Source organism: Brachymonas denitrificans, assembly GCF_907163135.1.
Taxonomy (GTDB): domain Bacteria; phylum Pseudomonadota; class Gammaproteobacteria; order Burkholderiales; family Burkholderiaceae_C; genus Brachymonas; species Brachymonas denitrificans_A.
In genome coordinates, this window is sequence record NZ_CAJQUA010000001.1 from 2,399,879 (window position 1) to 2,425,436 (window position 25,558).

The 25,558-nt window shown below is 66.1% G+C and carries 21 protein-coding genes; 10 read left to right on the forward strand and 11 right to left on the reverse strand.

Going from position 1 to position 25,558, the window contains the following annotated elements; all coding sequences use genetic code 11:
* Positions 1 to 22 precede the first annotated feature (22 nt).
* The gene (locus KKQ75_RS11295; protein ID WP_213362273.1) at positions 23 to 1,195 is read right to left on the reverse strand and encodes an iron-containing alcohol dehydrogenase; all 1,173 of its coding nucleotides are present in this window, start codon (positions 1,193 to 1,195) and stop codon (positions 23 to 25) included.
* Between the two features lie 240 nt (positions 1,196 to 1,435).
* On the reverse strand, positions 1,436 to 3,640 hold the full coding sequence (locus KKQ75_RS11300) for a 3-hydroxybutyrate oligomer hydrolase family protein (RefSeq protein WP_213362274.1): 2,205 nt from the start codon (positions 3,638 to 3,640) through the stop codon (positions 1,436 to 1,438).
* 284 nt (positions 3,641 to 3,924) lie between these two features.
* Between KKQ75_RS11300 and uvrA the strand changes: the two genes are divergently transcribed.
* Together uvrA and KKQ75_RS11310 are read left to right on the forward strand one after the other, a co-directional pair.
* Positions 3,925 to 6,921 carry an excinuclease ABC subunit UvrA gene (gene uvrA, locus KKQ75_RS11305; RefSeq protein WP_213362275.1) on the forward strand — a complete coding sequence of 999 codons (2,997 nt, stop codon included), beginning with the start codon at positions 3,925 to 3,927 and terminating at the stop codon, positions 6,919 to 6,921.
* Between the two features lie 180 nt (positions 6,922 to 7,101).
* The gene (locus KKQ75_RS11310) at positions 7,102 to 7,542 is read left to right on the forward strand and encodes an HIT family protein (RefSeq protein ID WP_213362276.1); all 441 of its coding nucleotides are present in this window, start codon (positions 7,102 to 7,104) and stop codon (positions 7,540 to 7,542) included.
* Between the two features lie 50 nt (positions 7,543 to 7,592).
* Here the strand turns inward: KKQ75_RS11310 and KKQ75_RS11315 are convergent, their stop codons facing one another.
* Together KKQ75_RS11315 and KKQ75_RS11320 are read right to left on the reverse strand one after the other, a co-directional pair.
* On the reverse strand, positions 7,593 to 8,174 hold the full coding sequence (locus tag KKQ75_RS11315; RefSeq protein WP_213362278.1) for a DJ-1/PfpI family protein: 582 nt from the start codon (positions 8,172 to 8,174) through the stop codon (positions 7,593 to 7,595).
* Between the two features lie 95 nt (positions 8,175 to 8,269).
* On the reverse strand, positions 8,270 to 9,058 hold the full coding sequence (locus KKQ75_RS11320; RefSeq protein ID WP_213362279.1) for a 5'-methylthioadenosine/adenosylhomocysteine nucleosidase: 789 nt from the start codon (positions 9,056 to 9,058) through the stop codon (positions 8,270 to 8,272).
* 191 nt (positions 9,059 to 9,249) lie between these two features.
* Between KKQ75_RS11320 and KKQ75_RS11325 the strand changes: the two genes are divergently transcribed.
* Complete coding sequence (locus tag KKQ75_RS11325) at positions 9,250 to 9,735, forward strand: copper resistance protein NlpE N-terminal domain-containing protein (protein ID WP_213362280.1); 486 nt, start codon at positions 9,250 to 9,252, stop codon at positions 9,733 to 9,735.
* A 107-nt stretch (positions 9,736 to 9,842) separates the two neighbouring features.
* On the opposite strand, the gene KKQ75_RS11330 is transcribed toward KKQ75_RS11325, so the two are convergent.
* The 4 genes from KKQ75_RS11330 to KKQ75_RS11345 form a co-directional block, all read right to left on the reverse strand.
* Complete coding sequence (locus tag KKQ75_RS11330; RefSeq protein WP_213362281.1) at positions 9,843 to 11,081, reverse strand: thiamine phosphate synthase; 1,239 nt, start codon at positions 11,079 to 11,081, stop codon at positions 9,843 to 9,845.
* Positions 11,078 to 11,506, reverse strand: a complete 429-nt coding sequence (locus KKQ75_RS11335; protein ID WP_213362282.1) for an acyl-CoA thioesterase — start codon at positions 11,504 to 11,506, stop codon at positions 11,078 to 11,080. The genes KKQ75_RS11330 and KKQ75_RS11335 overlap by 4 nt, the downstream gene beginning before the upstream one ends.
* A gap of 10 nt (positions 11,507 to 11,516) precedes the next feature.
* The gene (locus tag KKQ75_RS11340; RefSeq protein WP_213362283.1) at positions 11,517 to 12,179 is read right to left on the reverse strand and encodes a glutathione S-transferase family protein; all 663 of its coding nucleotides are present in this window, start codon (positions 12,177 to 12,179) and stop codon (positions 11,517 to 11,519) included.
* 174 nt (positions 12,180 to 12,353) lie between these two features.
* Complete coding sequence (locus tag KKQ75_RS11345; protein ID WP_213362284.1) at positions 12,354 to 13,169, reverse strand: biotin--[acetyl-CoA-carboxylase] ligase; 816 nt, start codon at positions 13,167 to 13,169, stop codon at positions 12,354 to 12,356.
* 154 nt (positions 13,170 to 13,323) lie between these two features.
* On the opposite strand from KKQ75_RS11345, the gene KKQ75_RS11350 reads away from it, so the two are divergent.
* Positions 13,324 to 16,365 (forward strand): DNA topoisomerase III, encoded by a 3,042-nt coding sequence (locus KKQ75_RS11350; RefSeq protein WP_213362285.1) that lies wholly within the window; start codon positions 13,324 to 13,326, stop codon positions 16,363 to 16,365.
* A 123-nt stretch (positions 16,366 to 16,488) separates the two neighbouring features.
* On the opposite strand, the gene KKQ75_RS11355 is transcribed toward KKQ75_RS11350, so the two are convergent.
* A complete protein-coding gene (locus KKQ75_RS11355) occupies positions 16,489 to 17,064 on the reverse strand; it encodes an MOSC domain-containing protein (RefSeq protein ID WP_213362287.1) in 576 nt (191 codons plus the stop codon).
* A 287-nt stretch (positions 17,065 to 17,351) separates the two neighbouring features.
* On the opposite strand from KKQ75_RS11355, the gene KKQ75_RS11360 reads away from it, so the two are divergent.
* Entirely contained in the window at positions 17,352 to 17,813 is a 462-nt protein-coding gene (locus KKQ75_RS11360) for an Lrp/AsnC family transcriptional regulator (RefSeq protein WP_213362289.1), read from the forward strand.
* 72 nt (positions 17,814 to 17,885) lie between these two features.
* Here the strand turns inward: KKQ75_RS11360 and KKQ75_RS11365 are convergent, their stop codons facing one another.
* Positions 17,886 to 19,286 (reverse strand): aminopeptidase P N-terminal domain-containing protein, encoded by a 1,401-nt coding sequence (locus KKQ75_RS11365; RefSeq protein WP_213362290.1) that lies wholly within the window; start codon positions 19,284 to 19,286, stop codon positions 17,886 to 17,888.
* Between the two features lie 229 nt (positions 19,287 to 19,515).
* On the opposite strand from KKQ75_RS11365, the gene KKQ75_RS11370 reads away from it, so the two are divergent.
* Both KKQ75_RS11370 and KKQ75_RS11375 read left to right on the forward strand, forming a co-directional pair.
* Positions 19,516 to 20,073, forward strand: a complete 558-nt coding sequence (locus KKQ75_RS11370; protein ID WP_250131076.1) for a cytochrome b — start codon at positions 19,516 to 19,518, stop codon at positions 20,071 to 20,073.
* 52 nt (positions 20,074 to 20,125) lie between these two features.
* Positions 20,126 to 20,485: a peptidase inhibitor I78 gene (locus tag KKQ75_RS11375; protein ID WP_213362291.1), complete on the forward strand. Its 360-nt coding sequence runs from the start codon at positions 20,126 to 20,128 to the stop codon at positions 20,483 to 20,485.
* Between the two features lie 9 nt (positions 20,486 to 20,494).
* On the opposite strand, the gene KKQ75_RS11380 is transcribed toward KKQ75_RS11375, so the two are convergent.
* Positions 20,495 to 21,265 carry a nucleotidyltransferase family protein gene (locus KKQ75_RS11380; RefSeq protein WP_250131077.1) on the reverse strand — a complete coding sequence of 257 codons (771 nt, stop codon included), beginning with the start codon at positions 21,263 to 21,265 and terminating at the stop codon, positions 20,495 to 20,497.
* Between the two features lie 140 nt (positions 21,266 to 21,405).
* Between KKQ75_RS11380 and KKQ75_RS11385 the strand changes: the two genes are divergently transcribed.
* The 3 genes from KKQ75_RS11385 to KKQ75_RS11395 all read left to right on the forward strand — a co-directional run bounded on the left by KKQ75_RS11385 (position 21,406) and on the right by KKQ75_RS11395 (position 25,510).
* On the forward strand, positions 21,406 to 23,553 hold the full coding sequence (locus KKQ75_RS11385) for a transketolase family protein (RefSeq protein ID WP_213362292.1): 2,148 nt from the start codon (positions 21,406 to 21,408) through the stop codon (positions 23,551 to 23,553).
* A gap of 39 nt (positions 23,554 to 23,592) precedes the next feature.
* Positions 23,593 to 24,597, forward strand: a complete 1,005-nt coding sequence (gap, locus tag KKQ75_RS11390; protein ID WP_213362293.1) for a type I glyceraldehyde-3-phosphate dehydrogenase — start codon at positions 23,593 to 23,595, stop codon at positions 24,595 to 24,597.
* A 103-nt stretch (positions 24,598 to 24,700) separates the two neighbouring features.
* Entirely contained in the window at positions 24,701 to 25,510 is an 810-nt protein-coding gene (locus tag KKQ75_RS11395) for a carbon-nitrogen hydrolase family protein (RefSeq protein ID WP_213362294.1), read from the forward strand.
* Positions 25,511 to 25,558: the final 48 nt, after the last annotated feature.

Here is a 25,558-nt window from a genome sequence, read left to right on the forward strand (position 1 = left end):
TCGCTTGGAACGATGATGGGACTTACAGCGCAGCTTGCAGGATCTGCCTGCTGGTTTCCAGGTTGATATCCTGCTTTTCGCCCAGCTTGACCATCCCATGCTTGTCCAGTTGCGCGACCAGCGCGTTGATGGCGCTGGCGTCGAGCTGGTAGTCGGACAGGCGGGTGGGGACTTCCAGCGACTCGAAGAAGGCGCGCGTGCAGGCGATGGCCTGGTCGATGCGGGCCTCGGGCTCGCCATCGCGGATGTCCCAGACGCGCTCGGCGTATTGCAGCAGCTTGGCGCGCTTTTCCTCGCGGCGCACCTGCATCACCGCAGGCAGCACCACGGCCAGCGTGCGCGCATGGTCGATGCCGTGCAGCGCGGTGAGTTCGTGGCCGATCATGTGCGTGGCCCAGTCCTGCGGCACGCCGGCGCCGATCAGGCCGTTGAGGGCCATGGTGGCGGTCCACATCAGGTTGGCGCGGGTGTCGTAATCGTCCGGCTTCTCGATGGCGTCGTGGCCGATCTCCACCAGGGTGCGCAGCAGGCCTTCGGCAAAGCGGTCCTGCACGCGGGCGTTGACCGGGTAGGTGAGGTATTGCTCGGTGATGTGCACGAAGGCATCGACCACGCCGTTGGCGACCTGGCGCTTGGGCAGGGTGAAGGTTTTGGCGGGGTCGAGCACCGAGAACTGCGGATAGGTGCAGCGGCTGGAGAAGGGCAGCTTGTCGTGCGTGGCGGCCTTGGTGATGACGGCGCCGTTGTTCATTTCGGAGCCGGTGGCCGGCAGCGTCAGCACCGAGCCGAAGGGCAGGGCGGACTTGACCACGCGGCCGCCGGTGAGCAGGATGTTCCAGGGGTCTTCGCCCTCCGGCAGTGCGGCGGCAGCGGCGACGAACTTGGTGCCGTCGATGACCGAACCGCCGCCGACCGCCAGCAGGAAGTCGATCTGCTCGGCCTTGACCTGTTGCACGGCGCGCATCAGGGTTTCGAAGGTGGGGTTGGGCTCGATGCCGGCGAATTCGGTGATCTGGCGCGTGCCGCCTTCGGCCAGCGCGGCCTTCACTTCGTCCAGCGTGCCGTTCTGGATCACGCTGCCGCCGCCATACAGCAGCAGCACGCGGGCATTGGCCGGAACGGCCTTGGCCAGCTTGGCAATGCTGCCCTGGCCGAAGAGGATGCGGGTGGGGTTCTGGTAGTCGAAATTCTGCATGATAGAAGGCTGAGTGAAGGCGCTTGGAACCTGTGGCGGGAAGAGTTTGATGGTAGCGCGGCCCCATTGCCCTTGGAAGCGTAGCGGGATAGAAAGAACAGGGCACACTTTTTACAGGCGCGTTCAGGACGCCGCGGCACGGATCGGTGACGGCGCGTCGGGCGCGATCAAGGCAATGGTGACGATCAAACACAATGCCCCCGGCCCTTCAGGACACGGGGGCATGCTCAGCTTGCGCGCTTACTGCGGGATGCGCAGCGTGTTCTGGCTGAAGGTAATGCGGTTGCCCGCTGCAGCCGCCTGCGCGATGGCCGGCAGGTTGGTGCTGGTGAGCGTACTGCCCGCCGCACGCGGCGTGGTGCGGATCACCTGGCTGTCAGGCAGCGGCTTCTGGTTGCGCAAATGGGCATACATGGCATCCATCGCCTGGTTGAAGTAGTAGTGCAGCGGCACGAAGCGCGTGTCATAGCCCAGCAGCGGGCCGAAGCCGAGGAAGCTGTCGAAATGCTGGGCGTTGGTGACCTCGACGTAGCGCAGCGGCGCGCCGGCCTGCCCCATCAGGCCCTTGCCGATATAGGCGCGGCTGGCGTGGTTGGGCGGGATCAGCGCGTCATTGCGGCCGGCAACCACCAGCGTGGGCTTGCCGCTGGCGGTGCCGGCGATCTGTACTTCGCTGATGCCCTTGCGCACTTTCCGGGCATCGGCATTCAGGGTGCCGGTGAGCGGCTGACCGCTGACCGGGTCGGTACCGGTGGCCATGGCACGCAGACACAGGGCGCCGTCCAGGGCGAAGTCGGCCCGGCGTGTGCTCGGCGACAGCGCGAGGAAATCCAGCACCGGCCCGGCGGCCGTGCCGTCCGCATTCACCGCCGGGTTGTAGACGATGTTCACGCCACTGGTCGGCGGTACCCCGTTGCCGCTGGCAAACAGCCCCGCCAGGGTGGCCGGGGCCTGCGCGACCGGCTTGCCTGTGGCATCGGTATTGGCAAAGCTGAAGCCGCAGACCTGGTCCTGCACGCGGAAGCGGCCAGCGGCATTCACGTAGGTGACGGCGATGGCGTTGGTGGCGAGACGGTAGTGCGACTGGTGCAGGAAGTCATGCTCCGGGCCCCAGCCGTAGGCATGCAGGCGTTGCAACGCTTCGCTGGCCTGTGCCTCGAGCGTGGTCGCCGTCAGCAGGCCTTTTTCCTTCAGGCCGGTGCAGCGGTTCTGCGCAGCGGTGGTGAAAGCGGCTGGCCAGAACGCTGCAGACATGCTCAAGGGCTGGGCCAGTGCGGCACAGGGCTGGTACAGGTTGGCGTAGGTGAAATAGTCCACCAGCGAACTGCCGATGCGGCTGGCCGGCACATTCCCCTGCGTGATGGAAAGTCCGCCCACATCGCGCAGCTGCACCTGGGGTTCGGAGACCGCCACGCCGTCGATCAGGCCCTGGGTGTCCTGCTCGGCAGCGGCCAGCGCGGCGCCGGCGCCGTTGGAAACAGACGAGGCGATCACCAGCGTATTCTGTGGTGTGAACTTGCGCAGCGTCTGGCCGTTGGAGGCCTTGCCGGCGAGCTGTTCATTGAGCACATAGAGAGCGAATTCGACCGAGCGCAGCGTGTCGCGACCCCAGTCCTTCTCGGGGTTGTTCTGCGAATGCGCATGCTTGTAGGCCACATGGTGCGGATAGGTCTGCCTGAAATTGTCGAGATGCGGCTTGTCCGGATAGACCTGGAACAGCGCACGCTTGCCCAGCGCTGCCACCGTCTGCAGCACGCCGTCGATGCCGGTGACCTGGTCGGAGGCGAGCGCATGGATGCCATTGCCTGTGCCCTTGTCGGTGTAGGCTACGGCGCAGCCATGTTTCAGGCCCCAATCGCCCGAGGTGCCGATGGCGCCGTAGATGCCGCGTGAACCGGACGAGGTGCCGGTGACGATGCAGGGATTGGCGGCATCGAAGCGGTCCGGCAGCTGCACCATCAGCGTCACGTTCTCGTGGCCGCTGCCGGGGTCGGCGTAGACGATGTATTCGGTGCCCGGGATCTTGCCTTCGCCCAGCGTGGCCTGGCCCCGGACGTCAACCGCGGGGCCGAACACGGTGCCGAAGCCCCCTGCCGGCGTGGGATCGACGAGGGCGCGGTAATTGTTGTAGATCGCATTGCGGCGTAGCTCGGCCGCGGTGGGTGCCAGCGGGTTGGCATAGGCGGGAGCAGCGCCCGCCAGGCCGGTCTGGCCGAGTCCGGCGGTGAGCAGGTCGTCGGACTGGCCGTCGTAGTGTTGCTTGCCGATGTCGCCGAAGAGATAGGGCGGGCGCTGGTTGTAGGGGCCTTCTGCACTGCTTGCGCCGCCCCCACCGCCACCACAGGCAGCAAGCAGGACGGTGGCGGCAACAGCCGGGATGAGGGACGCGGACGAGCGGGCAGGCTGCAAGGGCAAATCTCCATCGGGTTGGGAAGGAAATGCCATGGTAGGAAGCACGGGACGGAGGACTTGGCAGGGGTTTCCATGGGCTGTGTGACCAATTGCAACGAGTGCGGGCAGAGAGGTGTTGCGTGCAACTGATTTTCGCGGGGGTCAATGGATGTTTGCCTTGCGTTCTGCTGCGGGGCTCTGCTTGATGCTTCTGCGCCTGTGCATCCATTGCCGGCATGCGTCAAGACCTGCGTGGGGCCAGGGCGGCACATTGCCCCCGTCACATGCCGGCGCTATCATGAAGGGTTCTCCTTGCACCGCCCTCGAGCGGCCATTCCATGGCGAAAACCGCACTCAAAGCCCCCCAACGCCCCACCGCCCACACGCACATCAGCATCCGTGGCGCGCGCACGCACAACCTCAAGAACATCGACCTCGACATCCCGCGCAACCAGCTGGTGGTGATTACCGGTTTGAGCGGCTCGGGCAAGTCCAGCCTGGCGTTCGATACGCTGTATGCCGAGGGCCAGCGCCGCTATGTGGAGAGCCTGTCCACCTATGCGCGCCAGTTCCTGCAACTGATGGACAAGCCCGACGTGGACCTGATCGAGGGCCTTTCGCCGGCGATCAGCATCGAGCAGAAGGCGACCAGCCACAACCCGCGCTCCACGGTGGGCACGGTGACCGAGATCCATGATTACCTGCGCCTGCTGTTCGCGCGCGCCGGCACGCCGCATTGCCCGGATCACCACTTGCCGCTGCAGGCGCAGACCGTGAGCCAGATGGTCGATGCCGTGCTGGCACTGCCGGCCGAATCGCGCGTGATGCTGCTGGCGCCGGTGGCGCGCGGCAAGAAGGGCGAATTCACGGATTTGCTGGCGCAAATGCAGGCGCTGGGCTATGTGCGCTTCCGCATCGACGGCCAGACCGTGGATGGCGAGGATGCGCCTGCGCTGGCCAAGAACGAGAAGCACGATATCGACGTGGTGATCGACCGCCTGAAGGTGCGCCCCGATGCGCGCCAGCGTCTGGCCGAGAGCTTTGAAGCCGCATTGCGCCTGGCCGAAGGGCGCGCGCTGGTGCTGGAGATGGACAGCGGGCAGGAGCATTTCTTCAACGCCAAGTACGCCTGCCCGGTGTGCGGCTACAGCATTGCCGAGCTGGAGCCGCGCCTGTTCTCGTTCAACTCGCCCGTGGGCGCCTGCCCTTCGTGCGACGGCATCGGCAGCGTAGACGTGTTCGATGCGCATCGCGTTGTGGCCTTTCCCACGCTGAGCCTGGCCAGCGGCGCCGTCAAGGGCTGGGACCGGCGTAACGGCTATTATTTCTCGCTGCTGGAAAGCGTCTGCCAGCACTACGGCGTGGATGTGGAAACGCCGTTCGAGCAGTTGCCGCAGGCGGTGCGCGAGGTGGTGCTGCACGGCTCCGGCGAGGAGGAGATTCCGTTCCGTTACGTGATGGAAAGCGGCTCGCGCAAGGGCCAGGCGATGGAAAAAAGCCATCCCTTCGAGGGCATCCTGCCCAATATGGAGCGGCGCTACCGCGATACCGATTCCAGCGTAGTGCGCGAGGATCTGGCGCGTTACCGCAGCGTGCAGCCCTGCCCGAGCTGCCACGGCTCGCGCCTGCGCCAGGAAGCGCGCCATGTGCTGATCGGTGAAGGCGAGCAGAAACGCGCCATTTACGAAATCAGCCACGTCACGCTGGGTGAGGCGCAGCGCTATTTCGAGCAACTGACGCTGCAGGGCGCCAAGGCCGAGATCGCCGACAAGGTCGTGCGCGAGATCGCCTCGCGCCTGAAGTTCCTGAACGACGTCGGCCTGAACTACCTGAGCCTGGAGCGTAGCGCCGAGACGCTGAGCGGCGGCGAGGCGCAGCGCATCCGCCTGGCCAGCCAGATCGGCAGCGGCCTGACCGGCGTGATGTACGTGCTGGACGAGCCCAGCATCGGCTTGCATCAGCGCGACAACGATCGCCTGATTGGCACGCTCCAGCACCTGCGCGATATCGGCAACAGCGTGCTGGTGGTGGAACACGACGAGGACATGATTCGCGCTGCCGACTTTGTGGTGGACATGGGCCCGGGTGCCGGCGTGCACGGCGGTCGCGTGATGGCCAAAGGTCCGTACGAGGCGCTGATTGCCGCGCCCGAATCGCTCACCGGGCAGTACCTGAGTGGCGCGCAGACCATCGCAGTGCCGCGCAGGCGCAACCCATGGCTGCCGTACAAAGAGAGCGAAGCGGCGCCTGCCGGCCGCACCAGCATGTTGGCCAGGGTGCGCGGCGAGGGCGCCGCCCAGGCGCCCGACCAGCACCCCGGCCTGCAGAAGATCACCATTGCCGGCGCACGCGGCCACAACCTGAAGGACGTGACGGTGGATGTGCCGGTTGGCCTGATGACCTGCGTGACCGGCGTGTCCGGCTCGGGCAAGTCCACGCTGGTGAACGACACGCTCTATGCTGCCGCCGCCCAGAAGATCCACCGTGCCCACACTGAGCCGGCGCCGCACGACAGCATCGAGGGGCTGGAGCAGTTCGACAAGGTCATCAACGTCGACCAGTCGCCCATCGGCCGCACGCCGCGCAGCAACCCGGCCACCTACACCGGGCTGTTCACGCACATCCGCGAGCTGATGGCCGAAATGCCCGCCGCGAAGGAGCGCGGCTACGGCCCCGGGCGTTTCAGTTTCAACGTGGCCGGCGGCCGCTGCGAGGCCTGCCAGGGCGATGGCGTGGTGAAGGTGGAAATGCACTTTCTGCCCGATGTGTACGTGCCCTGCGACGTCTGCCATGGCCAGCGCTACAACCGCGAAACGCTGGAAGTGCAGTACAAGGGCAAGAACATCGCCCAGATCCTCGACATGACGGTGGAGGAGGCCTACGCTTTCATGAACGCCGTGCCCACCATCGCGCGCAAGCTGCAGACGCTGCTGGACGTGGGTCTGAGCTACATCAAGCTGGGCCAGAGCGCCACCACGCTGTCGGGCGGCGAGGCGCAGCGCGTGAAGCTGGCGCTGGAACTGAGCAAGCGCGACACCGGCCGCACGCTCTACATCCTTGACGAACCCACCACCGGCCTGCATTTTGCGGACATCGCCTTGCTGCTCAAGGTGCTGCACCAACTGCGCGATGCGGGCAACACCATCGTCATCATCGAACACAACCTGGATGTGATCAAGACGGCGGACTGGCTGATCGACATGGGGCCGGAAGGCGGCGCCGGCGGTGGCACGGTGGTGGCGCAGGGCACGCCGGAGCAGGTGGCGGCGGTCGAGGCCAGCCATACGGGGCGCTATCTGGGGCGGTTGCTGAAGGTGGCGCGCCCCGCTGCGTGAAGGGCGGGCCGACTGCTGCCATTTGCCCGTTGCGCAACCTGGGATCAGTTGTCCGGCGCGCAACGCGACGCTCCCGTTTGACCAGCTCGCCTGTGCCAGTGCGTGCGCATGTGGCAAATGGGATAGAAGTCATGCGAAGATGATGGTCTCTATAAACAGAACAATCCCGGAGACATCCCCATGCCCATGTTCGTCGACACAACGCCGCCCGGCCAGTGCATCTTCTGCAAGCTGGTCGCCGGCGAAATCCCGTCCGCCCGCGTCTACGAGGACGACTTGACTCTGGCCTTCATGGACTTGGGCCAGGTCAACCCCGGTCACGTGCTGGTGGCCACCAAGCGCCACGCCGCCACGCTGTTCGACATCACGCCCGAGGAAGCAGCCGCCGTCATGCAGACGGCGCAGAAGGTGGCGCAGGCGGTGCAGGCCGTGTTCGATCCGCCGGGCCTGACCCTGCTGCAGGCCAACGGCAGGGAAGGCGACCAGACCGTGTTCCACTTCCACATGCACGTGGTGCCGCGCCACGGCAACGACGGCATCGCCCTGTCCTGGCCGCGCAAGGAGCCGGGCGCAGAGGTGCTCCACGGTTATGCCGAGCGGTTGCGGGCCGCATTGAGCTGAATGCCACCCGGCACGCTAAGCGCGTCGGTCACCAACCCCTGCCCGCGGCTTCAGATGCTGATCTGTGCCCCCAGCACTTTGGCAAACTGGGCCAGCCAGGCGGGATGCGCTGGCCAGGCCGGTGCCGTCACCAGATGGCCATCGGTCACCGCCTCGGTCACTGCAATCTCGGCATAGCTGCCACCCGCCGCACGCACTTCCGGCGCACAGGCCGGATAGGCCGAGCAGGTGCGCCCGCCCTGCAGGATGCCGGCGGCAGCCAGAATCTGCGCCCCATGGCAGACAGCCGCAATCGGCTTGCGCGCCTCGTCGAAATTGCGCACGATCTCGAGGATGCGCTCGTTCAGGCGCAGGTATTCCGGTGCGCGGCCGCCGGGAATCAGCAGGCCGGCATAGTCGTCTTCGCGCACCGCGGCAAAGTCGTAGTTGAGCGTGAAGTTGTGGCCGCGCTTCTCGCTGTAGGTCTGGTCGCCCTCGAAGTCGTGGATGGCGGTTGCAACGGTGTCGCCGGCCTGCTTGTCCGGGCAGACGGCGTGCACGGTATAGCCCAGCGCCTGCAGGAACTGGAACGGCACCATGGTTTCGTAATCTTCGGCGTAGTCGCCCACCAGCATCAGAATCTGCTTGCTCATCGGTCGTCTCCTCGCGTTTGCGGCGGCTGTGCCACCGGGGATGGAGGCCACAGACTAGCACCCAAGCGGTGACAGATGTCTGACGCCGGCCTGCCTCAGGACGCGGGGCGGGTCAGTCCTTCCAGCCAGGCATCCAGCATCGCCACGCTGTAATGGCTGGCCACCTGTTCGACGAAGCGCGTGAAATCGGTATGCGCGGCATCGTCGGCGCGGTCGGAAATGGTGCGCATGGCGACGAAGGGCAGATCGTAGTCATGGCAGACCTGGGCCACGGCGGCGCCTTCCATTTCAACGGCCAGACCGTCCGGCAGGCGCTGGCGCAGCGCCTCGCTTTCGGCGCTGGTGGCGACGAAGCGGTCGCCACTCAGGATCAACCCCTCGTGCACGCGCGGTGCCTGCAGGCCGAACTCGGTCACGGCCGCGGCTCCCAGCGCCGCCTGCGGATCGGCCAGCACCTGGCGTGCCGCTGCCGCAAGCGAGTCGCTCATGCCGGCTTCAGTGTCGAAGCGCGCACGGCCGTAGAGCGGCACTTCGTGCTGGGCGAATAGCGGCGAGGCATTCATGTCATGCTGCAGAAAACTGCGCGCGACCACCACGTCGCCCACGTTCACACCCTCTGCCAGCCCGCCGGCCACGCCGGTGAACACGATGGCATCCACCTGAAAGCGTTCGATCAGCGCCGTGGCCGTGGTCGCGGCGGCCACCTTGCCGATGCGCGACAGCACAGCCACCACCTCGCGCCCGTGCCAGTGGCCGCGCCAGAAGCTGCGGCCGGCCACGCGGGTCTTGTGTTCGTCGGGCATGCGGTCGAGCACGGCGGAGAGTTCGTCGCGCATGGCGGCAATGATGCCGATGCGGCCGGTGGCGGGCAGGGGAAGTGTCATGGCAGGCAACAGAGGTCGTCGAAAGTAGTGATTGTCCCACCCGGTGGCAATTGCGTGAAAAGGTAACAGGAGTTAAGAGGCGCTTGCAGGCAGACGGGTTTCGGTCATCATGGTCTAATTGGAACCAAGCTTCGTGATTGTGTAGCAAGATTCCGCTGAGGACTTCGAGTCTGGCGGCCGCAGGAATTGCCATGTACACCTCTTTCCGCTCCCTGATTTCCCGCCCGATGCGCATGTTCGGCTTGGCATTTGCCGCCGGCGCCATGCTGCTGGCCGGTTGCGGCAGCCCGCCGCCCGCATCGACATCCAAAAGCACCGTGCGCACCATGCCGCGCAGCGTGTCCAACGCCAACTTGGGCTGGGTCGGCAGCTACCGCACCAATGCACCTTGTCCCCAGACCGGCGCTCCCGGCTGCACCAGCCAGACGTTGATGCTGATGCTCAATCCGGACAATACCTACAGCCTGACCACCACCACCTACCGTCGCAGCGGGGCGCCCTACAGCTTCACCAGCCGTGCGCGCTTCCGCTGGGATGGCCGCGATATCGTGCTGGCCTCCAAGGACGAAAATGCCCGCCTGCGCGTGGTGGGCAATGGCACGCTGGAGCGCATTGGCGCTGACGGGCTGACCCAGTCCGAGGCGGCGCGCACGCCGCTGGTATTCCGCAAGCTGTAAGGCGACAAGCCGGGCAGGCCGGCGGCTGACGGCTAACGGCTAACGGCTAACGAGCAACGGCTCCGGCAGAGCATGCGGTATGCCGCAGCAAGTCCGCCCGGCCCTGGTCAATACATCGGCACGCAAGGCACCGGCCGCAGCGTGGGCTCCGGCCATTCCGGCGCAGGTGTGGCTCCGCGCTGCCCGTGCCCGCGCGCAATCGCCTCGCGCAACGCCTGTACGGCGTGCGCCGGATCGGCCGCGCCGGTAATGTCACTCACCACCGCCACCATGTCGGCGCCCGCGGCAGCCGCCGCCTCGGCGCGGTCCGGCTGCATGCCGCCGATAGCCACCAGCGGCAACGGCGGCTGGTGCGCGTCCCCCTCGCCATGCACCAGTTGCGCCCACCAGCCCACATTGGCGCTGCCCAGCGGAATCCAGGGCATGTCCTTGGTGGTGGTCGCATGCACCGGTCCGCAGGCTACATGGCTGGGCCGGGTGCGCAGCGCGCGCGAAAGCTCCCACAGGCTGTGCGTGCTGAGCCCCAGGCGCAAGCCGGACAGCATCAGCCGATCCAGATCGGCATCCGAGAGGGTCTGCAGGTCTTCCTGCCCCATGTGCACGCCGTAGATGCCATGCCCGTTGCGGTGCAGCAGGTGGCGCAACGCGGCCTGCCAGTGGTCGTTGATGATGAGCAGGGCGCCATGGCGGCCCGCGGCTTCGGCGCAGCGCGCGATCTGCGCATCCAGCTCGCCGGGCGCAGGATCCTTCAGGCGCAGCTGCACCAGCTTCACGCCCATCTCCATGCAGCGGATCACCCAGTCCGCATCGCCCATCACGGCGTACAGCGCATGCGGATGGCCGGGCTGGAACAGCGCGCGCGGCATCGGCGAGAACGCCGCGGGGCGTGGCTCGCCCAGCAGCGGAAAATAACGGCGCTGCCGCGTGAATCCGGCCGAAACGGTACTGAGGGATTGATCCAGCGCCGCCAGCGCCGCCATCATGCCAAGCAGAGCGGCATCGGCGGCGCAGAAGCCGCGTTCGGCAGCCAGCACGGCCGCATCGGACAGCACTTCACCCGCCGCCGGTCGCCAGCGTGGCGCCTCCGCCAGCGGGCTGCGCAGCCAGCCCTGCACCTGCGGACTGGCCAGGTACAGGCGCGCCGCTTCCTCCACGTTGCCCGGCGTCGCCAGCACGGCATGCTGCTGGCCGGGCAGGGCGGTGCACAGGTCCTGCCAGCATTGCTGCGCCCAGTGCTCGATGGCGTGGTCGCGCGCGATGCCGGTGGCCACGCCCGGCAGCTCGGCCAAGGCCGGCTGCCAGTCGAGCACATGCACGGTGACGGGAGTGGGAGTCAGGGCAGTCATGTCGTTTCCTTGGCGTGCAGAAAGCGCGCGAATTGGGTGCGCAGGGCCGGTGCCATGGGAGCGGGGCGCAGGCTCTGGTAATCCACGTTCACCAGCCGCTGGCGGATGCGCACACGTACCTCGCCGGCGCAAGCCAGTTCCATAACCAGCCGCAGCGAGGATTCGCCCAGATGCGTGATCCAGAGCGAACACTCCAGCGTTTCGCCATAGCGCGAGGGGCGCAGAAAATCCAGCTCCAGCGAAGCCGTGGGAAAGCCCTGGCCCCACACCTCGTGCAGGGTATGGAAGTCCACCTCCAGCGCCTCGCGGAACCACTCTTCCAGCAGCTCGTGACCGATCTCTGTATAGCGCGGATAGTAGACGATGCCGGCCGGATCGCACTGGCCAAAGCGCACCACGCGCGTCCTGCGGAAAACCTCGGCCATGGCGACAGGCTCAGACCAGCGGCTTGGCGCGCAGGCCGATGCGCTCGCGTTCCATGGCGCGCTGCACGGCGGGATGTGCGGCCACACGCTCGGCATAGTCCCACAACTGCGGCCACTGCTGCTCGGGCTCCAGGCTGGCCAGCTGGGCCCAGCGGATCACGGTGAGCGCATAGGCATCGACCACGCCCGGTGCCGCGCCGTTGAGGAAATCGTTGCCGGCAGCACGCGCGGTCACCACCTTGTCCTGCAGCTGCTGCATCTGTGCGGCATAGGCCTGGCGTGCCTTTTCGCGCACCGCGGTCTGCATGGCGGCATCCTCCACCACCGCGTCGGGCTTGAATACGCGGTTGAACGTGGTGTGCACGGTGTTGTTCAGCCAGGCCAGCGTTTCGAGGGCGCGCGTGCGGGCCAGCGCTTCCTGCGGGAATAGGCCGGCCTGCGGATGCTGCGCTTCCAGATGCAGCGTGATCGCGATGATCTGGGTGATGGCGGCATCACCATCCTGCAGCACCGGCACCTGGCCGGCCGGGTTGATGGCGAGGAATTCGGGGGAGCGGTGTTCGCCCTTGTGCATCTTCACCAGCTGCGCGTCGAACGGCTGGCCGATCAGTTCCAGGGCGATGTGCGGCACCAGCGAGCAGGCGCCGGGGGCAAAGTAGAGCTTCAGGGGCATGGGTGTCTCCGTGTGGGTTTGCGCCCATTGTGCCGCATCAGGGCAAGCGCCGGTGAAGGAGAGCAATCCGCCTTTTTCCCGAGCGGGTCGGGCCGTGGGGACCGGGTGGTTCAGCGCCGCCATCCAAGTGCGGCAGAGCATGTGCCCGGATCCCATGGGATCGCGGAAGAACGCTCAGTCGACATGCCCCGGCATCGGGCGCACGCTCACCTCGTCGCTCAGCACGTCGCGCAGCCCGTAGGCCGTCTGCACCTGCAGCGCGCCCGAGGCGCTCACGCCCACGGCACGGCCCTGCGAGCCATCGGACAGCCACACATCCTGCCCCGCCAGCGCATCGCGCACCTGGAAGCGGCTGACCCAGGGCGCAAAGCCGTACTGGCTGAACTGGCGCAGCGCCAGCGCCAGCGGCTGCGCGACCTGGGCCAGCACCGCAGGCGCCGTGGCGGCCGGGTCCAGCTCCTGCATCCAGGCCGGCTGCATGGGGGCTGGCAAGGCAGGATCGACCTCGGGCAAGGGCGGCGGCTGGCTGATGTTCAGGCCTACGCCCACTACCACAAAGCGCTGGCGCCCCAGCATGCACACCTCCACCAGGATGCCGCCGAGCTTGCGCTGGCGGTACCACAGGTCGTTCGGCCATTTCAGGCGCAGTTCATGCCGGTGCTGCGGATCCAGGCTGTGCGCCAGGCTGCAGCCCACCACCAGCGAGAGGCCGGACAGGTCGCAGTCCTCCATCGGCAGGCCGAGCGAGAAGGTGAGCGAGCCGCCCACCGGCTGCGTGCTGTGCCACTGCTTGCCCATGCGGCCACGCCCGGCCTTCTGCTGCTCGGCCACCAGCAGAATGGGCTGCAGATAGCCATCGCGGGCGCGCTTCATCAGCGTGGAATTGGTCGAGTCGAGCTGGGGCAGCACCTCCACGCTGAAGCCGGGCCAGGTCGGCTCGATGCTGTGCCACAGGGTTTCGGCGGGCCATTGCAGGGTCAGGGCGGGCATGGGAACAGGGCCTGCGGCCGGATACCGCAGAAGAATGTGCTAATTTATAAAAAGGGAGAAGGTCTAGCCGGGTAAGATGCAGTCCCGCATAGCCTGACGCATTGTAGAAGTCTTTACTCCCCGCGCCCACCCCGTATTCCAGTCAGAACACTCCATGAGCAAAGCTCTCGTCATCGCAGAGAAACCTTCCGTCGCACAAGACATCGTGCGCGCCCTTACGCCCGTTTCCGGCCAGTTCGCCAAGCACGACGAACACTTCGAGAACGAGCGCTACATCGTCACCAGCGCCGTCGGTCATCTGGTGGAAATCCAGGCGCCCGAGCAGTACGACGTCAAGCGCGGCAAGTGGAGCTTTGCCAACCTGCCGGTGATTCCGCCGCATTTCGACCTGAAACCGGTGGACAAGACCAGGACGCGCCTGAACGCGGTGGTGAAGCAGGCCAAGCGCAAGGACGTGAGCGAACTCATCAACGCCTGTGACGCGGGGCGCGAAGGGGAGTTGATTTTCCGCCTGATCGAGCAATATGCGGGCGGTGCCAAGCCGCTGGGCAAGCCGGTGCGCCGCCTGTGGCTGCAGAGCATGACGCAGCAGGCCATCCGCGACGGTTTCGACAAGCTGCGCAGCGACCAGCAGATGCAGGGCCTGGCCGATGCGGCACGCTCGCGCTCCGAGGCGGACTGGCTGGTCGGCATCAACGGCACGCGCGCCATGACGGCCTTCAACTCGCGCGACGGCGGCTTCTTCCTGACCACTGTCGGTCGCGTACAGACGCCAACATTGGCGATCGTCGTCGAACGTGAAGAGAAAATCCGCCAATTCGTCAGTCGCGACTACTGGGAGGTGCACGCCACCTTCGGTGCAGAGGCGGGCGAATACGCGGGCAAATGGTTTGATCCGGCCTGGAAGAAGGGCGACGATGCCGAGGCCAAGGCGGATCGCTTGTGGAACCAGGAGCAGGCACGCGCCATTGCCGCCGCCGTGCGCGGCAAGGCCGCCAGCGTCACCGAAGAGAGCAAGCCCACCACGCAGGCCTCGCCGCTGCTGTTCGACCTGACCAGCCTGCAGCGCGAGGCCAACGGCAAGTTCGGCTTTTCCGCCAAGACCACGCTGAGCCTGGCGCAAAGCCTGTACGAGCGCCACAAGGCGCTGACCTATCCGCGTACCGACGCGCGCCACCTGCCCGAGGATTACCTCGGCGTGGCGCACAAGACCTTCGCCATGCTGGCCGGCAGCGGCATGTCGCACCTCGCGCCGTATGCGCAGCAGGCCATTGACAAGGGCTACATCAAGCCGAGCCGCCGCATCTTCGACAATAGCAAGGTGAGCGATCACTTCGCCATCATCCCCACGCTGCAGGCTCCGGGCCAGCTGAGCGAGGCCGAGCGCAAGCTGTACGATCTGGTGGTGCGCCGTTTCATGGCGGTGTTCTACCCGAGCGCGGAATTTACCGTTACCACGCGCATCAGCACCGTGTCGGTGCCGGCTGATACGCCGGCAGCCGGGGGCGAGCGCATCGGCACCAGCCACCACTTCCGTTCCGACGGCAAGGTGCTGGTCAAGCCGGGCTGGCTGGCGATCTACGGCAAGGAAGCCGCGGCGGAGTCGGGCGATGACAAGGACGGCAAGCACCTGGTGCCGGTCAAGCCGGGCGAGATGGTTCGCACCGAACACGCAGAGGCCAAGGGCCTGAAGACCAAGCCGCCGGCCCGCTTCAGCGAAGCCACGCTGCTGGGCGCCATGGAAGGCGCCGGCAAGTGGATCGAGGACGACGAACTGCGCGAAGCCATGCAGGAAAAGGGGCTGGGCACGCCGGCCACGCGCGCCGCCATCATCGAAGGCCTGCTGACGGAAAAATACCTGCTGCGCGAGGGGCGCGAGATGATCCCCACGGCCAAGGCCTTCCAGCTGATGACGCTGCTCCGCGGCCTGCAGGTGGAGGAGCTGAGCAAGCCCGAGCTCACCGGCAACTGGGAATACAAGCTGGCGCAGATCGAGCACGGCAAGCTCAGCCGCGCAGCCTTCATGCAGGACATCGCGGCCATGACCGAGCGCATCGTGCGCAAAGCCAAGGAATACGACCGCGACACCGTGCCGGGCAACTACGCCACGCTGGCCACGCCCTGCCCGAACTGCGGTGGCGTGGTGAAGGAAAACTATCGCCGCTACGCCTGCACCGGTGCACCGGGCGCGACCGAGGGCTGCGGCTTCTCCATCGGCAAGACGCCGGGCGGCCGCACCTTCGACCAGCCTGAAGTGGAGCAATTGCTGGCCGACAAGCGCATCGGCCCGCTGGAAGGCTTCCGCAGCAAGGCGGGCTGGCCGTTCACGGCCGAGCTGCAGTTGGTGCGCGACGAGGAACTGAACAACTGGAAGCTGGAGTTCGACTTCGGCAACGAGGACGAGGCGGACAGCGGCGAACTGGCCGACTTTGCCGGCGCGCACGTGCTGGGCAAGTGCCCATCCTGCGGCAGCAATGTGGTGGAGCACGGCAGCAGCTACGTCTGCGAGAAGGCGGTGCCCACTGTGGCGCACCCGACGCCGAGTTGCAAGTTCAAGACCGGCACCATCATCCTGCAGCAGCCGATCAGCCACGAACAGCTGGCCAAACTGCTGGTGGATGGCAAGACGGATCTGCTGGACAAGTTCATCTCGAACAAGACGCGCCGTGCGTTCAAGGCCTTCCTGGTGTGGGATGCGTCCGCGGGCAAGGTCGGCTTCGAGTTCGAACCGCGTGCGGGGGGTAAGGGCGCTCCGGCAAGGCGTGGCGCGGCGGCTGCTGCGCCTGCGAAAGGCGGCAAAGCCGCGCGCGGTGCTGCTGCCGATGCAGACACCGGCAAGTCAGCCAGTACGACACGCAAAGCTGCACCCGCGAAGTCGGGGGCAGGCAAGGCGAGCACGACCAAGGCTGGTGCTGGCAAGACCAGCGCCACCAAGGCCACGGTGACCAAGAAGCCACGCGCCAGCGCCGCCGGCACGCTCAAGCCCAGCGCCGAACTGGCCGCCGTGATCGGCGACGAACTGGTGTCCCGTCCGCAGGCCATGAAGAAGATCTGGGATTACATCAAGGCGCAGAACCTGCAGGACCCGAAGGACAAGCGCACCATCGTCGCCGACACCAAGCTGCGCGCCGTGCTGGGTGCGGACAGCGTCAACATGTTTGCGATTGCGGGCATCATCGGCAAGCATGTGAGCTGACAGCCGTAGCCACTTCAGCGTTGTCCGGCGAGGTGTTGTCGGCGATGTCCTGCACCATGGAGGTGACTTTCACGTTGACGCGGCATTCGCTGCTGCGGCCGCCGGTGACTACGACCTGCTGGCTTAATCGTTACGCCGGCGGCGCAGCAGGGTGGTGATGGGCATCTGGCGCGGTCCAGGTTCCAGCGTAGCCTGCTGGCCTGCCTGCAAGGTGCCGGATCGCTGCACCGCCAGATACCAGCCGCTGTAGCCGCTGCTGACCATGTCCTTCGCTGCCTGCGCATAATCCATGATGTGCACGAACTTGAAGCACGGCTGGCGCGGTTCGGTCACGCGCAGCGTGCAGTCGGGAAAGTGCAGCAGGTCGCCCACGTACACGTCCTGCTCCAGCAGGCCCTGCACGGTCAGGTTCTCGCCGAAAAATCCCGGTGGCAGCGCCTCGTCGAACAGGTCCACCTGCCGCTCGCGCCGGCGCTGTTCCCACCAGCCGTAGTGCTCGGCCGGATAGGCATACACCGCCTTGCCCACGCCGCCATGCCATTGCGGATCGGCCTGCTCGTCACCTTCCAGGCCGAGCGCCCCCACGGCGACTGCGCCTGCGCGGGGCCGCTTGCCGATGGCGGATAGCACTTTGCGGCCCTGGATCTGCAGGGGCTGGACGGTGGCGGTGTTGAAGCTGAGCAGGGTAATGGCAGTCATGAAAACAAAAGCGGCACCTGGTTGAGGTGCCGCCACTGTATCACTGAGATGGTCTGGCCTTGGACTGCCGGTGGGCGGTCATCCCGTTGCTCAGATTCCGTTGTGCAGAATCGCGGCAATCCCCTGGGGGCGGCGCCACGCAAAGATGCTGTGTGGGCCGGGGCCGGTGTGCCTTGTGCACATGGCTTCATCTTAGAAGTGCCCGTCGGGCGGATTATTGCCATGATTGCGGAGAAATGCCATCAATTTGGCAGAAAATTGCCAGATGAAGAAAACGAGGGCAATTTATGGAACTTGATCGCTATGATCGCGCCATTCTCGCCGCCTTGCAGCGCGATGGCCGCATGAGCAACCAGGAACTGGCCGACCGCATCGGCCTGTCCCCCTCGCCCTGCCTGCGTCGCGTGCGCGCGCTGGAAGAAGCCGGCCTGATCGGCGGCTACCACGCGCTGGTGGATGCGCGCAAGCTGGGCCTGAGCCTGATGGCGCTGCTCAGCGTCTCGATGGACAAGCACACGCCCGAGCGTTTCGCCAACTTCGAGGCGCTGGTGGGCGACATCCCCGAGGTGCTGGAATGCCTGCTGATCACCGGCCAGAAATCCGACTACCAGCTCAAGATCGCCGTGCGCGACATGGACCACTACCAGCACCTGCTGCTCAACCGCATCACGCGCATCGAGGGCGTCACCGGCGTGGAGACGCACTTTGTGCTGCGGCGCATCTTCGAGCACCGGCCACTGCCGGTGTGACTCCCGCCACGCATCGGCCCGAGCAGGCAGTGCCCCAGCAACGCCAATGGCGTCCGCGCGGCGCCAGGACCCTCAGTCGCGCATCAGCGCCTCGATCTCGTCCGGCTCCACCGGCACACCACGCGTGATCAGCTCGCAGCCTTCGGCGGTGACGATGGCATCGTCCTCGATGCGGATGCCGATGTTCCAGAACGCTTCCGGGACATCGTCCGCCGGGCGGATGTACAGCCCCGGCTCGATGGTGGTGACCATGCCCGGCTGCAGGATGCGGCTCGGCCGCTCCAGCACCGTCTTGCCGCTCAGCGGATCCACGCGCTCCACCGCCTGGTCGACCTCGGAGGGCTCCACATAGCTGCCGCAGTCATGCACGTCCATGCCCAGCCAGTGGCCGGTGCGGTGCATGTAGAAGCGGTGGTAGGCGCGCTGCGCAATCACGTCCTGCGCGTTGCCGACCTTGTTCGCGTCCAGCAGCCCCAGATCCAGCAGACCCTGCGCCAGCACGGCCACGGTGGCCTCGTGCGGATCGTTGAAGCGCGCTCCGGCGCGGGTGGCAGCAATGGCGGCCTTTTGTGAAGCCAGCACCAACTCGTACACCGCGCGCTGCGGGCCGCTGAAACGGCCATCGGCCGGGAAGGTGCGCGTGATGTCGCTGGCATAGCCGTCGAGCTCGCAGCCGGCATCGATCAGCACCAGCTCGCCCGCCTTGAGCGGAGCGGTATCGGCGCGGTAGTGCAGCACGCAGGCATTGGCACCCGCCGCGACGATGCTGGTGTACGCCGGATATTGCGAACCGTGCCAGCGGAAGGCGTGCAGCAGTTCGGCTTCCAGATGGTATTCGCGCGCATCCATGCCGGTCCGCAGCAGTCGGGCGCTGGCCTGCATGGCGCGCACATGGGCTTCGGCGCTGATCTGCGCGGCGCGGCGCATGGTGTCCAGCTCGCCGGCGTCCTTGATCAGGCGCATCTCGTCCAGCAGTGCGCAGGCGTCGAGCTGACGCACCGGCACGAGCGCACCCTGACGCACGCGGGCGCGCAGGCTGTCCAGCCAGCCGGCGACGCGGGTTTCCAAACCGGTGTGCGTGGCAAAGGGATAGGCAACGACCTCGGCGCCATCAAGCAGACCAGGCAATTCCGCGTCGATGCGATCGCTGCTGCAGGCTGCATCCATCCCGAGTGCTGCGGGGGCGGCTTCCGGGCCCAGGCGATAGCCATCCCAGATTTCGCGTTCCAGATCCTTGGGCTGGCAGAACAGCGTGGTCTGCGGGCGCGACTGTGCATCGGTGCGCAGCACCAGCGTGGCGCCGGGCTCGGCAAAACCGGTCAGATAGAAGAAGTAGCTGTCGTGCCGGTACGGAAAATCGCTGTCGCGGTTACGGGCGCGTTCGGGTGCGGTGGGAATCACGGCGACGGCATTCGGGCCGAGCAGGGCGGCAAAACGGGCGCGGCGTTGGGCGCAGAAGGAAAGATCGGTCATGGCGGGCGGGTAACTCCGGAAGAATCACGGCACGGCGGCACGTGCAAGCCCCCATTGTCGCTGCGAGCGGCGCCGTGTGGCGGGGACGTAGAGCCAGACCCCACTGCGGGGAATAGTTCACGCTTCGCGCGAATTTGCGATGCCGGGTGCTACCATGGACCGACAAGATTCGCTGCGGGCAGGCCGTTGGTGCCCGTTTTTGTCTCATGACTGCTTTCGGGAGACCCTCATGAAAGAAACCGCGCAACGCCTGGCTCCAACCACCATCTTCCTGCACTGGGTAGTCGGCCTGTTCATCATCGTGCTGATGGCGGTCGGTTTCTACATGGATACCTTCGAGGTGTTCTCGCTTTACCCGCTGCACAAGTCCTTTGGCGTGATCGTGCTGGTGCTGGCTGCCGTGCGTCTGCTCTGGCGCCTGGCGAAGGGTTTTCCGCCCCCGGCTTCCAACTACGCTGCGTGGGAGCGCACGCTGGCGCGCATCGTGCAATGGGTGCTGCTGCTCGGCACCATCCTGTTCCCGCTGTCGGGCATCATCATGTCTGCCATGGGCGGTAACGGCGTCGCAGTGTTTGGTGTCGAACTGTTTCCGATGAACCCCGACCCCGCCAATCCGGGCAAGAATACGCCCATCGACAAGGCCATGGCCGGCAACGCACGCGCCATGCACGGCCTGCTGCTGTGGGTGATGCTGGTGGCGCTCGCGCTGCACGTGGCGGGCGCCTTGAAGCACCACCTGCTGGACGGCGACGGCACCCTGCGCCGCATGCTGGGTCGTACCCTCTAATTCCGGAATGCCGTGCCGCCGGCAGGGCATTCCTTTCCGAGAAAGGACTGTCATGCCGACAATCGAAACCCTGCCCAACACGCTACGCTGGCTGGCTTTTGCCGGGGTGATCGGACTGGCGGGCTGCGCTGCACCGAAGGCGACCCTGCCACCTCCACCGCCCCCCGGCGCCTCCTTGGAAGCGCCGCCTTTCGTGCCACCGGTCGAGACTTGCAACGCCACGGCCGCTTCAGTGCATGTGCTCGGCAAAGTGTCGACGCCCCAGCTGGAACAGCAGGCGCTGCGACTGGCCAGCGCCACTTCGGTGCGCACCCTGCTCGAAAATCAGCCGATTACCAAGGAATATGGTTTCGGACGCCTGAACCTCGTTGTCAATGCCCAGCGCGTCATCACGCGTGTGTATTGCGGCTGAGTTGCCGTTTCAGCGCGGGGTGGCGTTGAGTTCTGCGAGCCGCTCGGGCGTGCCCACATCCGTCCAGCGGCCCGTGTAGAGGCTGCCCGTGACCAGACCCTGCGCCATCGCGGCGCGCAGCAGGGGCGCGAGAGGGGCTACGGCACCCTGCGGGTTGCCCGGCGGGATGCTGCACCAGGGGGGTGCAAACAGGGCGTGGCGGAACAGGCCGATGGTGCTGTAGGTGTAGCGGGGAAGATTGCCATCGTCTGCGGCTGTGGCATGCAGCAGCCCGTCCGGCGCGAGCGCAAAATCGCCGACGGCGTTGTGCGCAGGATTCGGCACCAGCCACAGATGGGCCAGTGCCGAAGAGGCCAGAAAGCGGACGCGTGCGTCGGCATCGAACACGAAATCCGGCGCATACACATCCCCGGCGGCGAGCCAGAAGCCGTCCTCCAGCCGGGGCAAGGCACGCGCAATGCCGCCAGCAGTCTCCAGAGCAAAGCCGAAGTCGGCCTCTTCCTCCGAATAGTGCAACTGCGTGGGTGGCAGGCCGCCATCATGGCGGTAAAGCGCACCGAAGCGTGCCGGAATTTGCGCGCCCAGCCAGCCCGTATTGACCAGCACCCGGTTGACCCCCTGTGTCGCCAGCGCACGCATCGGCCACTCGAGCAGAGGCCGGCCATGCACCTCCAGCAGGGGCTTGGGCGTGGCATCGGTGAGCGGGCGCATGCGATTGCCGCGGCCGGCGGCCAGCAACATGGCCTGGGCGGGAGCGAGGGAAGGGGTCGAGGGCAGCATGCCGCGATTGTAATGAGGCCTATGTGACACATCACGGCCGCTTCAAGACGTCACCGGCACTGGGGAAACTCCCGAAAACGGAGAGGGAGGCTAAAATAACGGGTCTTTACCCCATCCCACTCCCTTCCGGAGCCCCGCCAATGACCTCCTCCGTACCGGCCGCCACCCTGGCCAATGCCATTCGTGCACTCGCCATGGACGCCGTGCAGCAGGCCAATTCCGGCCACCCCGGCGCGCCCATGGGCATGGCCGACATGGCAGTTGCCCTGTGGGGCCAGCACCTGCGCCACAATCCCGTCGATCCCAGGTGGCATAACCGCGACCGTTTCGTGCTCTCCAACGGGCACGCCTCCATGCTGATCTACGCGCTGCTGCACCTCACCGGCTACGACCTGCCGATGGAAGAGCTGAAGAACTTCCGCCAGCTGCACAGCAAGACCGCCGGCCACCCCGAAGTGGGCATCACCCCCGGCGTGGAAACCACCACCGGCCCGCTGGGTCAGGGCGTGACCAACGCCGTGGGCATGGCGCTGGCCGAGAAGCTGCTGGCGGCCGAATTCAACCGCAAGGGCCACACCATCGTCGACCATCACACCTATGTGTTCTTGGGCGACGGCTGCCTGATGGAGGGCATCAGCCATGAGGCTTGCGCCCTGGCCGGCGCCTGGAAGCTGAACAAACTGATCGCGCTGTACGACGACAACGGCATCAGCATCGACGGCAAGGTCGCTCCCTGGTTCATCGACAACACCGCGCAGCGCTTCCAGGCCTATGACTGGAACGTGATCGGCCCGGTGGATGGTCACGATGCGGCTGCCGTGTCGGCCGCCATTGCACAAGCCAAGAAGAGCCAGAGCAAGCCGACGCTGATCATTTGCAAGACCCATATCGGCAAGGGCAGCCCGAACCGTGTGGATACGGCCAAGGCCCACGGCGAGCCCCTGGGCGCTGCCGAAATCGCGCTCACGCGCGAGTCGCTGGGCTGGGAGCATGCGCCGTTCGAGATTCCGGCCGAAGTCTACGCCGGCTGGGATGCCAGGAAGACCGGCGCCAGGGCCCAGGCCGAGTGGGACAAGGCCTTTGCTGCCTACGCCAACGCCTATCCGGTGCTGGCCGCCGAATTCCTGCGCCGCATGAACGGCCAGCTGCCCGACAGCTTTGCCCAGCTCGCCATCGACACGGCCGTGACGGCCAACGACAAGGCCGAAACCGTGGCCAGCCGCAAGGCCAGCCAGCTGGCGCTGGAAGCCTTCACCGCCGCCATGCCCGAACTGCTGGGCGGCTCGGCCGACCTGACCGGCTCCAACCTGACCAACACCTCGTTCACGAATCCGATGCGCTTCGGGGACGACGGCAGTGTGGTGCTGCCGCCGCTGCAGGTGGCGCGTGACGAGCACTTCGCGCGCGACAACAGCGTGCTGGGCAAAGAAGACGAAGCCACGAGCAGCACGGCGCCGCAACTGCCGGCGATCAAGGTCAAGGCCGACGATGCGCCGCTGTCGCTGCGCTTCCACATCAACTACGGCGTGCGCGAGTTCGGCATGGCCGCCATCATGAACGGCGTGGCGCTGCATGGCGGCTACATCCCCTACGCCGGCACCTTCCTTACCTTCAGCGACTACAGTCGCAATGCCATCCGCATGGCCGCGCTGATGAAGCAGCGCGTGGTACACGTGTTCACGCACGACTCCATCGGCTTGGGCGAGGACGGCCCGACGCACCAGTCGATCGAGCACGCCGCCAGCCTGCGCCTGATCCCGAACCTGGACGTCTGGCGCCCGTGCGACACGGCCGAGACCGTGGTGGCCTGGGCCGCCGCGCTGCAGAACCACGAGCGCCCCACGGCGCTGCTGCTGAGCCGCCAGAACCTGCCTTACGCGAAGAAGGAAGACGCCAGCATCATCCACAAGGGCGCCTATGTGCTGTCCGAGGCCGAGGGCGGCAAGCCGCAGGCGGTCATCATCGCCACCGGCAGCGAAGTGCAGCTGGCGCTGGCCGCGCAGCAGCAGTTGGCCGAGCAGAAGATCAAGGTACGCGTGGTGTCCATGCCCAGCACCACCGCTTTCGACCGCCAGGATGCCGAGTACAAGGCGAGCGTGCTGCCCTCCGGCGTTCCGCGCGTCGCGGTCGAGATGGGCGTGAGCGACTTCTGGTGGAAGTACGGCTGCGCTGCAGTGGTGGGCATCGACACCTACGGGGAGTCGGCTCCAGCCGGCGTGCTGTTCAAGCACTTCGGCTTCACCGCCGAGAACGTGGCTGCCACGGTGCAGGCCGCGCTCCAGGCATAAATCCGGTTTTTTCAGTTTCAAGTTCCAAGGAGAAAGCAAATGGCAATCAAGGTAGGCATCAACGGCTTCGGCCGCATCGGTCGCTGCGTGTTCCGCGCAGCCGTTGAAAACTTCGGCAACGACATCGAGATCGTTGGCATCAATGACCTGCTGGAGCCCGACTACCTGGCCTACATGCTGAAGTACGACAGCGTGCACGGCCGCTTCAAGGGCGAGGTGGCAGTGGACGGCAACAACCTGGTGGTGAACGGCAAGACCATCCGCCTGACCGCCGAGAAGGATCCGGCCAACCTGAAGTGGGGGGAAGTTGGTGCCGATGTGGTGATCGAATCCACCGGCCTGTTCCTGACCAAGGAAGCCGCCCAGAAACACATCGACGCCGGCGCCAAGAAGGTGATCATGTCCGCTCCGTCCAAGGACGACACCCCGATGTTCGTGCATGGCGTGAACTGCGGCAGCTACGCTGGCCAGGCCATCATCTCCAACGCCTCCTGCACCACCAACTGCCTGGCGCCCATCGCCAAGGTGCTGAACGACAAGTGGGGCATCAAGCGCGGCCTGATGACCACCGTGCACGCTGCCACCGCCACGCAGAAGACTGTGGACGGCCCCTCCAACAAGGACTGGCGCGGCGGCCGCGGCATCCTGGAAAACATCATTCCCTCCAGCACGGGCGCTGCCAAGGCCGTGGGTGTGGTGCTGCCCGAACTGAAGGGCAAGCTGACCGGCATGTCCTTCCGCGTGCCCACGTCCGACGTCTCCGTGGTCGACCTGACCGTGGAACTGGACAAGCCCGCCACCTATGCAGAAGTCTGCGCCGAAATGAAGGCCCAGTCCGAAGGCAAGATGAAGGGCATTCTGGGCTACACCGACGAGAAGGTAGTCGCCACCGACTTCCGCGGTGACGCACGCACCTCCATCTTCGACGCCGAAGCCGGCATCGCCCTGGACGGCACCTTCATGAAGGTCGTGTCCTGGTACGACAACGAGTGGGGCTACTCCAACAAGTGCCTGGAGATGGTCAAGGTCGTGAGCGCCAAGTAAGCGTTTTCCTGATCCGCTGAAGAACCGGCCTTGCGCAAGCAGGCCGGTTTTTTCATGCGCCGCTGGCTACACTGGAGGGCAGAACACGCTACGGAGTATTGCCATGAAAGTCGCTGCCATCCAGATGGTTTCGGGAATCGTTGTGGACGACAATCTGCTGGTTGCCCAGCGCCTGCTGGAGCAGGCCGCGGCGCAGGGTGCCGAGCTGGTGGCGTTGCCGGAATACTTCTGCCTGATGGGACAGCGTGATGAGGACAAGATCGGCATTGCCGAGGCGCCGGGCGAAGGGCCGCTGCAGCGCTTCCTGAGCGAGCAGGCGCGCGCGCTGAAGATGTGGCTGGTGGGCGGCAGCATCCCCCTGCGAACGGCGGACGAGCGCCGCGTGACCAACACGCAACTGGTGTTCAACCCGCAGGGCGAGCAGGTGGCACGCTACGACAAGATCCACCTGTTTGCCTTCTCGCGCGGGGCCGAGAGCTACGACGAATCGCGCGTGCAGCAGGGTGGTTCTCAGCCGGTCACCTTCGACTTGTCCTCGGTCGATGGCAACACCTGGCGCATCGGCCTGAGCACCTGTTATGACTTGCGCTTTCCCGAACTGTACCGTCAGCTGGGCGCTGACCTGCTGCTGGTGCCGAGCGCCTTTACTTTTACCACCGGGCAGGCGCACTGGGAAATCCTATTACGCGCACGTGCCATCGAGAACCTGGCCTATGTGCTGGCACCGGCACAGGGCGGCGACCACGAGAATGGCCGCCGCACCTGGGGCCAGAGCCTGATCATCAACCCCTGGGGCAAGGTGCTGAACCAGCTGGCCGAAGGCGAAGGCGTGGTGGTGGCGGATTGCGACTGGGCGCTGATGCAGGAAATGCGGCAGCAATTGCCGGCTTTGCAGCATCGGCAGTTCAGGTAATCGGCGCTGCTGCATTGCCTCTTGGTATGAGGAAACGGGGCCGACCAT

Bases quoted from the DNA above. Each gene is read 5' to 3' on its own strand.
- KKQ75_RS11295 (WP_213362273.1), bottom strand. From the start codon at position 1,195: ATGCAGAATTTCGACTACCAGAACCCCACCCGCATCCTCTTCGGCCAG.
- KKQ75_RS11300 (WP_213362274.1), bottom strand. From the start codon at position 3,640: ATGGCATTTCCTTCCCAACCCGATGGAGATTTGCCCTTGCAGCCTGCC.
- uvrA (WP_213362275.1), top strand. From the start codon at position 3,925: ATGGCGAAAACCGCACTCAAAGCCCCCCAACGCCCCACCGCCCACACG.
- KKQ75_RS11310 (WP_213362276.1), top strand. From the start codon at position 7,102: ATGCCCATGTTCGTCGACACAACGCCGCCCGGCCAGTGCATCTTCTGC.
- KKQ75_RS11315 (WP_213362278.1), bottom strand. From the start codon at position 8,174: ATGAGCAAGCAGATTCTGATGCTGGTGGGCGACTACGCCGAAGATTAC.
- KKQ75_RS11320 (WP_213362279.1), bottom strand. From the start codon at position 9,058: ATGACACTTCCCCTGCCCGCCACCGGCCGCATCGGCATCATTGCCGCC.
- KKQ75_RS11325 (WP_213362280.1), top strand. From the start codon at position 9,250: ATGTACACCTCTTTCCGCTCCCTGATTTCCCGCCCGATGCGCATGTTC.
- KKQ75_RS11330 (WP_213362281.1), bottom strand. From the start codon at position 11,081: ATGACTGCCCTGACTCCCACTCCCGTCACCGTGCATGTGCTCGACTGG.
- KKQ75_RS11335 (WP_213362282.1), bottom strand. From the start codon at position 11,506: ATGGCCGAGGTTTTCCGCAGGACGCGCGTGGTGCGCTTTGGCCAGTGC.
- KKQ75_RS11340 (WP_213362283.1), bottom strand. From the start codon at position 12,179: ATGCCCCTGAAGCTCTACTTTGCCCCCGGCGCCTGCTCGCTGGTGCCG.
- KKQ75_RS11345 (WP_213362284.1), bottom strand. From the start codon at position 13,169: ATGCCCGCCCTGACCCTGCAATGGCCCGCCGAAACCCTGTGGCACAGC.
- KKQ75_RS11350 (WP_213362285.1), top strand. From the start codon at position 13,324: ATGAGCAAAGCTCTCGTCATCGCAGAGAAACCTTCCGTCGCACAAGAC.
- KKQ75_RS11355 (WP_213362287.1), bottom strand. From the start codon at position 17,064: ATGACTGCCATTACCCTGCTCAGCTTCAACACCGCCACCGTCCAGCCC.
- KKQ75_RS11360 (WP_213362289.1), top strand. From the start codon at position 17,352: ATGGAACTTGATCGCTATGATCGCGCCATTCTCGCCGCCTTGCAGCGC.
- KKQ75_RS11365 (WP_213362290.1), bottom strand. From the start codon at position 19,286: ATGACCGATCTTTCCTTCTGCGCCCAACGCCGCGCCCGTTTTGCCGCC.
- KKQ75_RS11370 (WP_250131076.1), top strand. From the start codon at position 19,516: ATGAAAGAAACCGCGCAACGCCTGGCTCCAACCACCATCTTCCTGCAC.
- KKQ75_RS11375 (WP_213362291.1), top strand. From the start codon at position 20,126: ATGCCGACAATCGAAACCCTGCCCAACACGCTACGCTGGCTGGCTTTT.
- KKQ75_RS11380 (WP_250131077.1), bottom strand. From the start codon at position 21,265: ATGCTGCCCTCGACCCCTTCCCTCGCTCCCGCCCAGGCCATGTTGCTG.
- KKQ75_RS11385 (WP_213362292.1), top strand. From the start codon at position 21,406: ATGACCTCCTCCGTACCGGCCGCCACCCTGGCCAATGCCATTCGTGCA.
- gap (WP_213362293.1), top strand. From the start codon at position 23,593: ATGGCAATCAAGGTAGGCATCAACGGCTTCGGCCGCATCGGTCGCTGC.
- KKQ75_RS11395 (WP_213362294.1), top strand. From the start codon at position 24,701: ATGAAAGTCGCTGCCATCCAGATGGTTTCGGGAATCGTTGTGGACGAC.